The 14597-nt window shown below is 68.7% G+C and carries 9 protein-coding genes; 4 read left to right on the top strand and 5 right to left on the bottom strand.

The genetic code is table 11. The features are described 5' to 3' along the window. Positions 1 to 4: 4 nt before the first annotated feature. The 4 genes from GQ464_RS00645 to GQ464_RS00630 all read right to left on the bottom strand — a co-directional run bounded on the left by GQ464_RS00645 (position 5) and on the right by GQ464_RS00630 (position 5586). On the bottom strand, positions 5 to 3367 hold the full coding sequence (locus tag GQ464_RS00645) for a CHAT domain-containing protein (RefSeq protein ID WP_228350473.1): 3363 nt from the start codon (positions 3365 to 3367) through the stop codon (positions 5 to 7). A gap of 74 nt (positions 3368 to 3441) precedes the next feature. Further along, entirely contained in the window at positions 3442 to 4284 is an 843-nt protein-coding gene (htpX, locus tag GQ464_RS00640) for a zinc metalloprotease HtpX (RefSeq protein ID WP_166975617.1), read from the bottom strand. 131 nt (positions 4285 to 4415) lie between these two features. Beyond that, entirely contained in the window at positions 4416 to 5258 is an 843-nt protein-coding gene (locus GQ464_RS00635; protein WP_228350472.1) for a CPBP family intramembrane glutamic endopeptidase, read from the bottom strand. Further along, positions 5248 to 5586 (bottom strand): tetratricopeptide repeat protein, encoded by a 339-nt coding sequence (locus GQ464_RS00630; RefSeq protein ID WP_166975620.1) that lies wholly within the window; start codon positions 5584 to 5586, stop codon positions 5248 to 5250. The genes GQ464_RS00635 and GQ464_RS00630 overlap by 11 nt, the downstream gene beginning before the upstream one ends. Before the next feature lie 275 nt (positions 5587 to 5861). Between GQ464_RS00630 and GQ464_RS00625 the strand changes: the two genes are divergently transcribed. From GQ464_RS00625 to GQ464_RS00610, 4 genes are all read left to right on the top strand, one after another. Beyond that, positions 5862 to 9041 carry a S8 family serine peptidase gene (locus tag GQ464_RS00625; protein ID WP_166975623.1) on the top strand — a complete coding sequence of 1060 codons (3180 nt, stop codon included), beginning with the start codon at positions 5862 to 5864 and terminating at the stop codon, positions 9039 to 9041. A 237-nt stretch (positions 9042 to 9278) separates the two neighbouring features. Then, positions 9279 to 10367: a hypothetical protein gene (locus GQ464_RS00620; RefSeq protein ID WP_166975626.1), complete on the top strand. Its 1089-nt coding sequence runs from the start codon at positions 9279 to 9281 to the stop codon at positions 10365 to 10367. Next, positions 10364 to 11353 carry a fibronectin type III domain-containing protein gene (locus tag GQ464_RS00615; protein WP_166975629.1) on the top strand — a complete coding sequence of 330 codons (990 nt, stop codon included), beginning with the start codon at positions 10364 to 10366 and terminating at the stop codon, positions 11351 to 11353. The genes GQ464_RS00620 and GQ464_RS00615 overlap by 4 nt, the downstream gene beginning before the upstream one ends. Before the next feature lie 351 nt (positions 11354 to 11704). Continuing rightward, positions 11705 to 13780: a hypothetical protein gene (locus tag GQ464_RS00610; RefSeq protein WP_166975632.1), complete on the top strand. Its 2076-nt coding sequence runs from the start codon at positions 11705 to 11707 to the stop codon at positions 13778 to 13780. A gap of 26 nt (positions 13781 to 13806) precedes the next feature. Here GQ464_RS00610 and GQ464_RS00605 read toward each other — a convergent pair whose 3' ends face one another. Further along, positions 13807 to 14592 carry a TPM domain-containing protein gene (locus GQ464_RS00605; protein ID WP_228350471.1) on the bottom strand — a complete coding sequence of 262 codons (786 nt, stop codon included), beginning with the start codon at positions 14590 to 14592 and terminating at the stop codon, positions 13807 to 13809. Positions 14593 to 14597: the final 5 nt, after the last annotated feature.

The following is a 14597-nucleotide window of genomic DNA, read 5'->3' as shown; positions in this document are numbered from 1 at the left end:
CGCGTCAGCGCGGATCTCCGACGAGGACGAAGGGCGCCCAGTAGAAGGGGTGACGGGTTTCCGGATTCCGGAGAAACCGTCGCTGCACGTCGGCCAGGGCACGGGCTTTACCGGACGCTTCACGCAGGGCCTCGTAGAAGGCCGGCATGAAGCGGCTGCTGGTGCGGTCGTCGATGGGCCACAGGCTGGCCATGACAGTCGGGGTACCGGCCGCCAGGAAGGCCTGGTGCAGCCCGATCCACTCGTCGCCGGCAGGGATGTCGGCCTGCCGGCCGCTGCCAAGGGCCGTCTCGCAGGCGCTGAGGGTGACCAGATAGGCGTTCAGGCGCAGGCGCCCGATGTCGGCCACGTTCAGTGGTGCGTCGTGCAACTCGAGGTGGGAGCGCCCGGGTGCGCGCCGCATGAAGCGGCCGTGTGTGGCGAAGTGGAGCACGTCGTGGCGGCCGGCTTCGTCGAGGACGTTGCGGTGGGTGGCTTCCGCCCCGACGAGGGAGTGCGCCTGGATGCCGGGCAGGGCGGCGAGGCGGGCGGCCTCGCGGCGGCTGCCGGGCAGGTTGTCCGCCGGGTCGGCCACGATCAGGATCGAACGCCACCGGTGCGGGTTGTGGGCCTGCACGATCTGCAGTACGCTGGCCGACGGCGTGGTGGAGAGGGTGTACCGCTCGACCAGGAAGCGCCCCGACGCATCCGGGAGGGCGGCGAAGGGCAGGTAGTGCAACGGGCCTTCCGGGACGATATGGAGGTGCCGGATGGAGTCCGGCAGCCGGGCCAGCAGCGGTGCCAGGAGGTGCTCGTAGAGCCGGCGGCCGGTGTTGCGCCAGAATGCCTCTTCGCCCGTTCCGGGGGTGGTGATCTGATCCCGGAAGAACCGGATCGACTCGCTCAGGTTGACCGGCTCGATGGGCAGGGTGACCGAGAAGAGGGTGTCCCGGGTGAGCACGTAGGCCTGGATCGTGCCATGGGCTGCCGTCTCCGGGGCGGTACGCAGCTGGTAGGCGAGGAGGGCCTCGTCCGGCCGGAGGAGGGCCCGGGCCTCGCCGGCGGTGAGGGGGGAGGGTGCGAGCAGGGCACCGAGCGGCCGGTCGGTGCGCAGCCGGAGCAGGGTGGTCCGGTAGAGCGAGTCGGCTTCGGCGTACGCGCGCATGAGTGCGGCGGTGCGGGCTGGATCGGGGGCCGGGTTGTCGTCGAGGTCCTCGCCGGCGAGTGCCCCGGCGATGGTCTGGCGCCGCCGTTCGGCCTCGATGAATTGTTCGAGCGTCTCGTCGGCACCGGCGGCCGCGTTGTCCTGCTGCGTCGTGAAGAGCAGGTCGGTCAGGCTGCGGCTCCGGGCCCGTTCGGTGAAGTGGAACGCTTCGGCGAGCCGTCCCTGCGCTTCGAGGAACGTGACGAAGTCTTTGTAGACGAGCACCTTGTCTTGCACGAAGGCCGCCCGGTTTTCCCGGGAGGCGAGGTGACTTCGTATGGTTTCGATGTGTTCGATGGCGGTGCGGAAGTCGGCTTCCGCTTCGGTGAGACGGCCGTTGCGCCACAGGGTCAGGGCGCGGTCGTGCAGCACTTCCCAGCGTTCGGCGGGCAGGGGCAGCGTGCGCTCGTAGCGGAGCGCTTCGTTCAGGTGATGCAGGGCCGCGTCGTAGCGGGCCCGTTGCCGGTATAGCCGGCCGAACGCGGCGTGCATCTCGTAGGCGATGGAGGCGGGCAGGCCGGTGTGCCGGAGGAGGCTGTCGAGCCGGAGCAGGTGTCGCTCGGCCTCGTCGAAAGCCCGGCGGCCGATGGCGTTCCAGCCCATTTCCAGCAGGGTAGAGGCCAGCAGCCGGGTCTGCCGGGAAGGGTCGATCAGGGCGCGGGCCTGTTCCAGGTAGCGCATGCCCTCGTCCGGGTTACCGAACTGCGCGTAGGTACGGGCCAGGCCGAGGTAGGAATGGGCCTGTGTGACGGCGTCGGCGTGGTGGCGTTCGTGCGCGAGCAGGCTGTCGAAGTAGGCGCGGGCCCTGCCCGTGTCGTGCAGGTTGAGCGTCGTACGGCCCAGCCGCCGGTACAGCTCGCGGATGCGTGGGTGGAGGGCATGCTCCCGGGCCAGGGTCAGGGCCTGTTCGTAATGGGCGACGGCCGTTTCGTAGTTGCCCCAGCGGTTTTCGATGTCGCCGAGGACGAGGCGACCCGTGATTTCGAACTTTACGGAGCGGTAGCGCTGCGTCAGGTTGAGTACGTCGAGGGCGGTTTGCCGGGCCGTGGTGTAGCGACCCATCTGGTAGCGGAGGTGGGCCAGGGCCGTCAGGGCCTGGAGCTGGGCGCCGAGGTGGCGATGGGTCTCGGCTTCGGCCACGGCTGTCTCGAGGACGGCTTCGGCGTCGCTGAAGCGGTAGAGGCCGTGGAGGGCGGTTCCGATCTGGACCAGCACCTCGGCCCGCTGGCGGGGGGTGTGCCGGGCAAAGAGCGAGTCGGCGCGCTGGAGCAGGGGCAGGGCTTCCTGATAGTGCTGTTGCCGGATACGGACGAGGGCCAGCCGGTACAGGTTGAACCCTTCGCTGGCCCCGTCGGCCAGGGCGCGGCTCTGCTCGAGGGCGGTCTGGAACATTTGCTCAGCACCGGCCAGGTTGCCCTGCTGTTCCATCAGCGTCAGGCCCAGGTTGCCGCGCAGGATGAGTTCCGTCCGCAGGTCATACCGGGCGCGTGCGGCCCGGATACCGTTTTCGAGGGCCTGGACGAGGGCTTCGGGCCGTGCGGTGTGGAAGTAGAGGCGCCCCAGTTCGCGGTATGCCTCCGGGTCGTCGGGGGCGAGTTCGGTGGCGCGTTGCAGGAGGGGTTCGGCCTCCTCCCAGGCGGCGCGGAGCACGGCGAGGTAGCCCAGGCCGAAGAGGGGGCCGGGGGCCTCGGGGGTCTCGGCCTGCCGCTGCTGCCACAGCGCCCGGAACGCTTCGAGCCGGGCGTTGTCCTGCGTGCGGAAGGCCGTATCCACGAGCAGGCGTGCCAGTGCCGGGTCGAGGACCGGGGCCCGGGCGATCCGTTGCCAGCGGCCGGCAGCCTCGTCCTCCGGCATCAGGAGCAGGAGGGCGGCCTCGCGGTAGAGGGCGCTGAGGGTGTCCGGCGGGGTGACGCCGGCCAGCGCATTGCGGCAATCCGGTCGGCGGTCCGTGTCCCGGCAGATCTCGGCCAGGCGAAGGTAGAGGCGTTGCAGGTCCGGGTACTCGTTCAACAGGGCGAAGCCGGTCTCGAGCGCCCGTGCCGGATCTTCGTGGATCGACCGGGTCCAGGCCCAGTAGGCCCGCTGGTCTTCCGGCATGGGCCGGTCCTGCCAGGAGGCCAGACAGCCGGCCAGCCCCAGGGCAAGCGCCGGCATGGCCCATCGTAGCGGGTGCGGTGAGAGCATGGCAACAGGGAGGCGGCCCGGACCCGGAGGGCACCGCGGGTTGATGGGCGGTACGCCTGCTCCGGTTCCCGGTGTCAGAAGCCCGTCCGCTCCATCTCCAGCAGGCGCCGGATGCGCTCCTCCGTGGGGGGGTGGGTGGAAAACAGGTTGCGCAGGCCGGCCATGGCGCCGGAGAAGGGGTTGACGATGAACATGTGGGCCGTGGCCGGGTTGGCGTCCATCGGAACCTGCTCGGCGCCGTGCTGGAGCCGGTTCAGGGCACTGGCCAGCGCCCGGGGCTTGCCGCAGATGCGGGCACCGTCCCGGTCGGCGGCGTACTCGCGTGCGCGGGAGATGGCCAGCTGGATCAGCATGGCCGCCACCGGCGCCAGCAGCAGCATCAGCAGGGTGCCGATGACGTTGTCCCGGTCGCGACCGCCGCCGAAGAACAGCCCGAAGCGGGCCAGCAGGGTGATCGCCGCCGCAATCGTGGCGGCGATCGAGGAGGTCAGGATGTCCCGGTTCTTGATGTGGGCCAGCTCATGCGCGATGACCCCTTCGAGTTCCTCGCGCGAGAGCAACCGCACGATACCGTTCGTGACGGCCACCGCCGCGTGCGCGGGGTTCCGGCCCGTCGCGAAGGCGTTGGGCTGCTCGGACGGGATGACGTACACCTTCGGCATGGGCAGTCCGGCCCGCTGCCGCAGCCGGTCGATCATGTCGTAGAGTTCCGGTGCCTCCCGCCGGGACACCTCGCGCGCGCGATACATCTTCAGGACGATCTTGTCGCTGAACCAGTAGCCGGCGAAGTTCATCGCCACGGCGATGCCGAAGGCCAGCACCAGCCCGGCTTCGCCGCCGAGCTGCCGGCCGATGAGGGCGAAAAGCACGATGAGGACCGCCATCAGGGCGGCGGTGCGAAGGCCGTTCGAAAGCATCTGTTTATCGAAAGAGACTGGAGTTGTTCGGATCGGTCATCGGGGAGGTTGAACGACCGAGGCCCCGGCCAGTTCTACACCCCGTGCAGGAGGTTGACGGGCGGGCGATGGGGGCGGTTGCAGGGACCCGCTCAGCCGAGCAGGTGGGTGACCACCATCACGTCGTAGAGGGCATGTGTCCAGGCGGCCACCCCGAAGCCGCGCACCAGGAAGAGGGCGTTGAGCGCAAGGCCGAAGAGGAACCGGAACAGGAACGAGGCCATCGTGAAGGGGTCGCCGAGCGGGCCCAGGTAGTGGGCGGCGCTGAAGACCAGCGCGCCTGCCACGGCGGCGAGGCCATAGGCCGGGGCCCCCCGCAGGCCGAGTCGCTTCAGCACGAGGTAGAGGCCGCCGACGAGCAGGACGCGGAAGAGCAGCTCTTCGTAGAGCCCGGCGCCGATCGAGAGGGCCAGCATCGTCCACGTGTCGGCCACCGGCCCCGCACCGCCCGCGGCCCATGCCGAGAGCAGCAGGCCGACGAGGCGGGACACGGCAAAGGCCACGAGCACGGCGTACCCCGCACTCTCGACGATGAGCCAGCCGAAATAACGCGGGCGCAGCGGGATCGAGCGGTGCCGCTCGTAGAACGCGACGGCCACGCCGGCCAGCAGCACCAGGACGCCGAGGGCCAGGATCCCGCTGAGCCCCACGCTCGCGAGCAGGCGCTTGATCCAGACCTCGGCACCGACGCGCACCTGGTAGATGTCTCCCCGGTTGGCGATGAGGATCATCACCTCATAGAGCACCAGCAACGGGAGCACACTCACGAAGCCGTAGGTGGCCGTCCGGGTGAGCCGGTGATAGGTCTTCCATCCCGGCACGGTGGCGGTTCCCTGTTCCATCTGGCCGGTCTCCCGCAGGTTGGCGTGATCGATATGCCGGGCAGGTGGCCCGGGCTTGGGCCGGCGTACGTCCGGCCCGGTGTCAGGATGCATCGTCGGAGCCGAGTCCCTCCGCTTCGAGCAGGGCGGACTGCAACTCGGAGAGCGTATGCCATGCGCCCTGTGCCCGGGCCCGCTCGATGCCGCGACGGTACGTCGCCAGGGCGTCACTCGGGCGGCCGAGGTGTTCGTACAGCTTGCCCAGGTGATAATACGTCCCCAGATAGTCCGGCTCGTCGGCCACGAGCCCTTCGAAGAACGAAAGCGCCCGGTCCGTGTCGCCGCGCTTCAGGTACTCTCCCGCCAGCGCATACCGGGTGAAGGCGTCGTTCGGATCTTCCTCATAGAAGCGAAGCAGGGCTTCCAGTCGATCTTGCGGCATGTTCGTTGCGGGCCTCCGGGTGGTGAAACGCAGCGGGCGTCTGGTTGCCAATACGCCCTTTATTCCCGAACATTACGGCAACATGTTCCGGAGGAACGGGAAAGTTGGGAACGGAGCCCATGTAAAATGATGGTTCGATCCTTGAAAAAGCCGGTTGATGGCAACTGAACCCGGGTGAACCTGCCGTCCTGACTCCCGCGCGGGATTGTCTCACCGGTGCGGGGTGGTTCGGTTGGGACGACCCGTTTTGTTGTATGTGTCGAAGGCGATCCTTGATGATTCCTGTTCGTCATCTTTGTGCCTGCCTCCTGGGCGGGCTGGTGGTTTTGCTCGCCGGCCTGCCGGGGGACGTGGTGGTGCCCGCAGCCCGGGCCCAGGGGGCGGTGATGGTGGAAGTGCGTACGGTGAGCGTGCAACTGCTGCGCCTCTCCGACTTCGACCCGCTCCGTCCGGAGCGGGCGCCGGTTTTCTTGCACGCCACCGTGATCAACGACGAGCAGGAACGGGATCTGCGCCTGGAAGTCCACGTCCGTTCGGCCCGGTTCGGGGTGCTCGTCACCGGCACGAAGCGGCTGGGCCGTGTAGCGCCCTTCGCCGTCGTGCCGGTCACGAACCGGGACATCGAGACGTACGAGGTCGCCGACGCCGGTACCGATCTGGTGAAGACGGCTCTGGAGCGCAATGTGCTGCCGGCGGACGAATACGTCTTCGAGGTGCGGGTGTTCGACGAGGCCGGGCCGGGGGGCGGGGCCCTGGTCGCCGAGGGCGAAGGGGTCATCGTGACGGAGAACCCCGGGCGGCAACTCGATCTCGTGGGGCCAGGCACGCCCTTCGGGCAGGAGCCGGACGTGGTGGCGACGCCGTTCCCCATCTTCCAGTGGCTCTCGGACGCCGCACGGTTCAACTTTGCCCTCTACGAGGTGCGACCTCACCAGCGTTCGCCCGAAGACGTGGCCGGCAGCCGGCCGGTCTTTGCCGTCCGGGACAGCCTCATGACGGCGACCGTGCTGCCCTACCCGAGCTTCGCCGAGGCCCTGCGCCCCGGGGTGACGTATGCCTGGCAGGTGGAGGCCATTGTGGAGACCGCCGCGGGCCCGCTGGTGCAGCCGAGCGAGATGTACTGGTTCGTCGTGGAGGCGAGGGAGGATCTGAACGTGGCGGCGTCGGACGGGTTGCCGCCGGTGCTTTCGGCCGGGGTTGCCGGTGAGGGGGTGGCCCGCCTGGAGGTCAGCCCGCAGGAGATCACGCTGCCGCCCGGCGGTACGTTCCTCTTTCGTGCGGCGGCCTACGACGCCGCCGACCTGCTCCTGCCCGGGGTGCGGGTGACGTGGAGCCTGCAACCGCTCGGGGCCGGTGCCATCGATGAGGAAGGGCGGTTCACGGCCGGGGAGCAGCCCGGGGTCGTGGCCGTCACGGCCCGCGCCGGCGAGGTGATGGATTACGCGACGGTTTTCATCGAAGTCCCCGACACACGCCCCGGAGAAGCTGTCGTCGCCGCCAACGACACCCTGGCGGCCGGTCCGGCCGCCGCCGACACCACCGGGGGCGTTCCCGGGGATCCCACGCGGGCGCTCGGGGTGCGTATCGTCTTCCCGGTGGAGGAACAGCCGGTCGTCGCGCCCGGTGTCCACTTCGTCTGGCAGGTGGCCGGGGCCGATTCGGCCGATGCGCTGCGGTATCGCGTCAGCGTCTTCCCGGTAGAGGCCGGGTATCCGGCCGAGGAGGTGCCGGACGTGCCGCCGGTGCTCGTGCAGACGGTGCGGCAGGCCACGTCGATGTACTATCCGCCGGGGGCTCCGCTGCTGGAACCGGGCCGTCTCTACGCTGTGCAGGTCGACGTTCTCGATCCGGAAGACAACCTGCTGGCCCGTTCGGCACCGGTACGCTTCACGATGGCGCCCCAGGCCAACGTGGGCTGGGATCTCCGCCAGGCCTGGGACAATGCCCTCCGGCAGGGACAGCTGGAGGTGACCCTCACGCTGCTGGCCGAGCTGCGCACCCCGGCGCTGGCCCCGCTCGACCGGCAGGCCCTGCTCAACACGAACGTCCAGATCGACCTGGAAGACGGGCCCTGGCTGCAGCTTTCCGTGCCCGTGAGCAGCCTGCCAGCCCTGGTGCAATTGCCTTTCCTGCGCCTGCTGACCCTGCCGGCTCCCCCCTGGTTCTCCGGGCGGGAGGAGGCGCACGAGGCCACGCGCCCGCCCGCGCCCACCCCGGCACGCCGGACCGTCGCGGAGGCCCGGCCGGCATCGAATCCGTCCGGGGTCGGCGTGGCCGTCTTCGAGTTCGGCTACGACGTGCCGCGTCTCCGCAGCCTGCTCGAAGCCGAAGGCGTCGAGTACGCGCTGTACTCGTTCCGGCGCGACCGCCGCCTCGACGGGCGGAGCCCCGAGGCCGCCGCACACGGCCTCACCACCGTGCAGGCCCTGATCGAAACCCTTCCGGAGGCGAGCCGCCTCCACCTGTTCAACTTCGAAACGGAGCTCGAATTTCGCGCCGCCCTGCGCTATGCCGTGGACTCGCTCGGCGTGCGCGTTGCCACCAGCTCGGTTTCCTGGATGGATGCCTACGATCACTACGACGGGACCGGCTATCTCTTCGGGCCCAACCTCGCCGAGATGCTCGGGGAACGGGCGGTGCTGGTGGCTGCCGCCGGCAACTTCGCCCGCAGCCACTGGGAAGGGCGCTTCTCGGACCCGGATGGCGACGGACGCCACAACTTTACACCGGAACGCAACGGGCTCACGCTCTCTCTCTCCGGAGAGGAGGTCTACAACTTTCTCCTGAGCTGGGACGACTGGGAGCAGCCCGAGGTGGATCTGGACCTGTACCTCCTGGACGAGACCGGCCAGCCCCTCTACGACGCCGGCGGCTATCCGATGCGGTCGGTCAACCGGCAGGGGAGGGGGCGGTTCGAAAAACCGACCGAGCGGATCCGCAGTTTTGTACCCCCCTATCCCGGCACGCAACCGTACCGGCTGGAGGTGCGGGCGCACCGGCTCAGACCCGGAGCGGCCCCGCCGCACTTCGAACTCTACATGTACCCCTGGCCCGAGGATAGCGACCCCGCCCCCGAAGGCCGCAGCAGCCTGGCTTCCGGGCTCGCCGTGGCGCGGCCGGAAACCGTGGTGCCCGTGGCCGCCGTCGATTTCGAGCACAGCTCGCAGGGACCGACCAACGACGGCCGCCTGCGGCCCGACTTCGCCGCCGACGGGGTGGTACGCCGGGGCGAGGTGGAAGCCCTGTGGCCGGTGGGAACCTCTTTCGCCGCGCCCCGGGTGGCCGCCGCCCTCGCCCGTATCTTCGACCGGCATCCGGACTGGCCGGCAAGCCGGGCCCTTCAGCTCCTGCGAACCTGCGTCGACCCGCCGGCCGGTGCCGAAGCCGGGGAGAAAGATCCACGCTTCGGCTGGGGCGCCGTCAACCTCGATCGCCTCAGGGAAGCCCTGCGGTAGGCAAAAGCCGCCGGCGACCGTTCCGAATCGTGCCGCCCCGGTTTAAGGGGGTGCGGCCGGGCGCGATACCTGCCGTGAGAACCCACGGCCGTCGCGGCTGCCTGTGTGTGGTTTTTGTTCGTGTCGCAGCCGAAATTCTCCGGCGGAGCTAAATAAAAAAGGTTCCTCCGTCCGTATATTGACCGCGTGTGCATACACCCCACCCTGCTTTGTTGCACATGCCAACCCGACCCATCGATGACTGCCGACGCCAAGACCCACGAAGGCGACCTGTCCTGGGTCCAACGCATCTTTGACGGTGATGCCGAGGCCTGGAACCAGTTCGTCGAACGGTTTTCCGACCGGGTGTGGCGCCGGGCATGGCAGCTGTGCTACGAGACGTGCCCCCACAAGCGCGGCGGGGTCTTCTGCGTCTTTCACGCGCTGGCGGCCGGCGGCGTGCAACCTTCCGGTGACGACCGGCGCAGCTGTGACGAAGGGCTGGAGATCTACGCCTTCATCTTTGACTATCTGTACAAGCGCGACCAGAGCACCGGCAAGCTGAAACACTACGACGGCCGCGCCCGGCTCGACACGTTCGTCTCGGCGGTGCTTCACGGGCACCTGCGCACCGACTGGATCCGGCACCGGCGCCGCCTGCGCGTCGATCAGATCACCCTGCCCCCGGAGATCCAGCGCCTCCCGGCGAAAGACCAGCGGGTCTTCAAGCAAATGGTGATGCAGCGCCCGACCGAGACGATCGCCCGCAAGGTGGGCCTCTCGATCGAGGAGACCGAACAGGCACAGGAGCGGGTCACGCATGCCCTGATGACCAACGGCAACCTGCACCTGATCCTGCGCAACCCCGAGGGCATGCTCGACGACACCGGCATGCAGGACCGGGGAGACGGGCCGCGCCTGCTGCCGATGCAGCACGCCGTGGACCAGATCTGGGAAAAGGTCTGCCTGCTGATCAGCGAACTGCCGGAGCATCACAAGATCTTGCTCGACATGGTGTTCGACAAAGAGCTCGACGCCAAAACGATCCTGGAGCGCTGCGAAACCCTCGGCGTGACGCTGCCGGTGATACCCCGGAGCGGAAACGTCACCATCCACACCGTCTATCAGTCGGTGGACAGCATCTTGAAAACCGTGGGCGAGCGCCTCCGGGAACGCTTTCCCGAGGTGCTCGCGGAAGCCTACAACTGGCTCGACGACACGCTCGATGTGCGGGGTTCGGTATCGGTGAAGGGGTTGAAAGCCTTGCTGAAAAACATGGGGCTCGGACCGGAACCTGCTTCCCGGCAGGCCGGCCCACGCGCCTCCAACGCTGGGTCAGAACCATGATCATGACGGCACAGGAAAAGAAACAACCCGTCCGGGCAGGGTGCCCGATCATCCAGATGACCGTCGGAGAGGTCATCCGGTATCTGCAAGGGGGATATGAGCCGCCGGTGCAGCGCGCCATCGACAAGCACGTCCGGTTCTGCAATACGTGTGCGGCCGAACTGGAGCGTGTCCGGGCGCTTCGCGGGATCGGGCGACACCTGATGCAGGAACACCTTTACGGGGCCCCGGAGGAAGATCCGGCGGCGCCGGAGCACCTCGACGAGGTCCGCCTGGCTGCCTTCGTCGAGGGTACCCTGGCACCGGCGGACCAGGAGGCCGTGCGAGCCCACATCATAGCCTGTTATACGTGCTACCAGCAGTACGCTGCCGCCGTGTATGACCTGGAGACCCCCGTGACGGCAGCCCATCGTACGCCGCAGGAGGCCCTTCAGCTGGTGCTTGCCCCGGAGACGACCGCGCCGCCGTCTCTGCTTACCGTGGCGAGGGAGCGCCTGCACACGCTCTGGCGACGCCTGACGGCCTGGAGCGAGCAGGTGTTTGGAGGTCCCCTGCGGGCTCCGGCCCTGGCTCTGGCCCTTGGCATGCTGGCTGTGCTCCTGGTGTTTCCCCTGTTTCGGACCTCGAACGTGATCTCTCTGCAGACCGTGCAGCAGGCCATCGCCAATCCGGACCAGGTCATGAGCGGCAGGTTGCCCGGTGCCACCCTGCGCAACGACGTGCTGGTGATCACCGGCAATGAGGACGAAGAGATCGTCTTTACCTGGCCGGACGTCGGCGAGCAACGCGTGAGCGGCTACCGTGTCCGCGTCTACGATGACGAGAACCGGCCCATTCTGGAGCAGGACGTCCCGGAGAACGCGTGGGCCGTCACGCCCGCCGTCTTTGCTCCCGGCGTTACCTATACGCTGAACGTCGTGGCCTTCTACGAAGAGGGCGGCGTACGCCCGGTCATCCGCACCCAGAAGATCCAGCGGGTCGAGTAGCGACGCGATCCCGCACCGGCTTTTCGAGCGCATGACATCGCCTCCGCTCTCCACGGGCGGGGGCGATGTGTTTTTGCCGCGTCGTCCGCCCGGCCGTCCGGTCGCTGTGCGCCGGAGAAGGTCCTTCCTCCGGGGAGGTACGGCCGCTGGAGACAAATCAAGGGTGGAGGTTTTGGGTAGGAAGATGGTGTGAAGGGTATTGGTGCAGGGCCGGTCCCTTTTGCGGGGCTTAAGTCCAGTGCGTATTCTCCCGATGCTTTAGCGAGCAGGTTGTGTTTTCTTGAGATTCCCACCAGACCGGCCGGTGTTGTGAAGGTGCCTGCACGGCCGTTGCACGGAGCAAGATTATCGATGCGGCTAAGGATCGTTCAGGGTGTGAGCCTGTTGATGGGGCTGGTATGGGTCGGGAGCAGCCCGGCGGCGGCGCAGGCCGTCGACGGGCCGTGGCGGATACACAGCCCCACCCCGGACACCCTCGTGCAGGACGGGAGCCTGTTCGTCGTGGTGACGTTGCAGGCGGGAAAGCGCCTCGATCCCGCCTCGGTTCGCCTCTACCTCGATGGGCAGGAACTGACGCGGCAGGCAAAGGTCTCTGACACCTCGGTACGGCTTCTGTATGCGCGCCGGCTCGGTGCCGGCCGGCATACGCTTCACATCGAGGGGCAGGAAGCCGGGGGAAGCAGCCTGCCGGCGCTCCAGTGGTCGTTTCGTGTGGCAGGCGCGGCCGAAGACGCGGCGGTTGCCACGGCCCCACGACCCGCCCGCCGGTTCGACTTCACCGGCAGCACCATCCTCGACACCCGCACCTCCGACTTTTCCGGGCGGCGCGACCTGCGGCAGGAACCGCTGCGTACCTACGTGCTGCAGGCGGAGGCGGAAGGGCGGTATGGCGCCTTTACGTTCCCGGTGCGGCTCTATCTCACTACCGACGAGGATCCCCGGGCCCAGCCGCGCAACCGCTTCCTCGTCGGGGTTCGTTCCGAGCACCTGACCCTGCTCCTCGGAGACAACACGCCGCTCTACAACCCGCTCATGCTCGACGGGGCCCGCACGCGTGGTATCCGGGCCGAACTCTATCTCCACCCCGTGCGCCTGGCCGGGGTGCACGGGCAACTCCGGCGCGGCATCGAGCCCGAACGCCTGCCCGGCGCGATCAGCGGCCCGGCCGCCTTCACGCGCACCCTGACGGCGCTGCGCCTCGGGGTCGGCAGCGAGCGCTCCGTGCTCTGGCACCTCGACGTGGCCCGCGCCCGCGACGATGCCGGCTCGCTGCCCGAAGACCTGGCCGAGGCCACCGGCCTCACGCCGATGGAAAACCTGGTGGCCGGCAGCAGCCTGAGCCTGCGCCTCCTGCAGGGGCGTCTCTACTTCGAAGGCGGGGGGGCCCTCAGCCTCACCACCGAAGACGTTGCCCGCGGGGTGGCAACCAGGGCCCGCATCGATTCCCTCTTCGACACGCATATCCCGGTGGACCCTGCCGATCTCGCGTGGCTCTTCACCTTCAACACGACCACCGTTCCGCTGCGCCCCGACCGGCTTTCGTCGCTGGCCTGGTACCTGCGCGGGCGGGTCGCCGCCGGCGGGCACACCTTCACGGCGGAAGTGCGGCAGGTGGGCGAGGCCTACGTCGCCTTCGGCAACCCGTTTCTGCTGAGCGACCGGCGCTCGCTGACCCTGACGGACCGGTTCAAGTTGCTCGGCGACCGGCTCTCGGGTACGCTGCGTTACCAGCACTACGGTACCCCCCGGCGTGACGACCCCACCCGTGCCTCCCTGAATGCCGACCTTTTCTACGGGCAGGTTGCCCTTGCTCCCTGGCGCCGTCCGACCTGGTTCTTCGCCAGCCTGCGCCTGCACAACCGCAGCACCACCCGCGAGGGCACCGGTGACCCGGCCTCGGACACCCGGGTGCGGTCGTTCTCCGTGGGCGGGTACCATCTGGCGCGTTCGGGAGACTACCAGCACGGCCTGAGCCTCTCCTACACCTACACCGACCGCCGCGATGTGCTGCTGCCCGCCCTCGACAACGTCACGCGGGTGATCACGGCCGGCCTGAACGAGACGTTCCCGTTCCCGCTCTACTTCAACATGCAGTTGAACCATCTCCTGGTCACGTCGGGCGATCAGGGTACGCTCCGGAAGCTGACCACGCTTTCCGGATTGATCGGCTACCGGCTGCGCCGGCCCGAACTGGACGTCTCGGCCGGCGTGCAGAACACCCATACGGCCGAGACGGAGCTGTTCCTGACCCCGGGAGGAGAGCCGCTTGTCCTGCCCGGATCTGACCGCATCGGGTTGCTGCTGCGCGGCGTCTACCGTCTCCGCCGGGACATGGAACTGGAACTGCAACTCGGGTACGACACCTATCGGGGCGAGGCCGAGTACACGGATCGTTACGTCGTTCTCCGGCATCGCTACACGTTTTGACCGGGCCGTGCATGCCGGGCCGCACGCTACCAGCTTCCGCCGGCGCCGCCGCCCCCGAAGCCGCCCCCCCCGCCGCCGAAGCCGCCGAAGCCGCCACCGCCCAGGCCGCCGAAGCCGCCGTGCCGGCCGCCGTAGTCACCCCAGCCGCCTCCCCAGATGATGACCGGCGGGCCGCCGTGACGGTGGCGGTATCGGCGTCCTCCGCCGCGACCTCCCCCCCGGTTGCCCAGAGAGGAGAGGATAAAGACGGCCAGGATGAGCAGGATGAAAAGCAGGGCGTAGTTGGGCGTGTCGCCGGGGGCGGAGCGGGGTACCGGTTCGGCGGTGAACGTGCCGGCGGCCGCCTGGATGAGGGCGTCGACGGCAGCAGAAAGGCCGTCGTAGAAGCGTCCCTGGCGGAAGTGGGGGATGATGATGTTGCGTACGATGCGGGCGGCCACCGCGTCGGGGATGGCGCCTTCGAGGCCGAAGCCGGTGGCGATGAACACCTCGCGGTCGTCGCGCGAGACCAGGATGACGATGCCGTTGTCCTTGCCCTGCTGGCCCACGCCCCAGCGCCGGCCGAGCTCGACGGCGTAGTCGGCGGCGGGTACCCCGCCGAGCGACGGCAACGTCACGATAATGATCTGCGTGGAGGTGGTGTCCGCATAGCCGGCGAGCCGGGCGCTCAGGATGCGTTCCTCGGCGGGCGAGAGCAGGTCTGCGTTATCCGTCACCCACCGGCCGGAAGGCGGCAGCACCTCGATGCGCTGGGCCGCCGCCGGGGCCGCGAGTGCCAGTAACCCGCCGATCACGATTGGCAACCACCGCACGATGC

It is taken from the genome of Rhodocaloribacter litoris (assembly GCF_011682235.2).
GTDB classification, from domain to species: domain Bacteria; phylum Bacteroidota; class Rhodothermia; order Rhodothermales; family ISCAR-4553; genus Rhodocaloribacter; species Rhodocaloribacter litoris.
Note: the sequence above shows the minus strand (reverse complement) of the source record. Positions and strands in the feature narration are given on the sequence as shown.

Excerpts from the sequence above, each read along its gene's own strand:
- GQ464_RS00610 (WP_166975632.1), top strand. The coding sequence starts at position 11,705 with ATGCGGCTAAGGATCGTTCAGGGTGTGAGCCTGTTGATGGGGCTGGTA.
- GQ464_RS00625 (WP_166975623.1), top strand. The coding sequence starts at position 5,862 with ATGATTCCTGTTCGTCATCTTTGTGCCTGCCTCCTGGGCGGGCTGGTG.
- htpX (WP_166975617.1), bottom strand. The coding sequence starts at position 4,284 with ATGCTTTCGAACGGCCTTCGCACCGCCGCCCTGATGGCGGTCCTCATC.
- GQ464_RS00645 (WP_228350473.1), bottom strand. The coding sequence starts at position 3,367 with ATGCTCTCACCGCACCCGCTACGATGGGCCATGCCGGCGCTTGCCCTG.
- GQ464_RS00620 (WP_166975626.1), top strand. The coding sequence starts at position 9,279 with ATGACTGCCGACGCCAAGACCCACGAAGGCGACCTGTCCTGGGTCCAA.
- GQ464_RS00635 (WP_228350472.1), bottom strand. The coding sequence starts at position 5,258 with ATGCATCCTGACACCGGGCCGGACGTACGCCGGCCCAAGCCCGGGCCA.
- GQ464_RS00630 (WP_166975620.1), bottom strand. The coding sequence starts at position 5,586 with ATGCCGCAAGATCGACTGGAAGCCCTGCTTCGCTTCTATGAGGAAGAT.
- GQ464_RS00615 (WP_166975629.1), top strand. The coding sequence starts at position 10,364 with ATGATCATGACGGCACAGGAAAAGAAACAACCCGTCCGGGCAGGGTGC.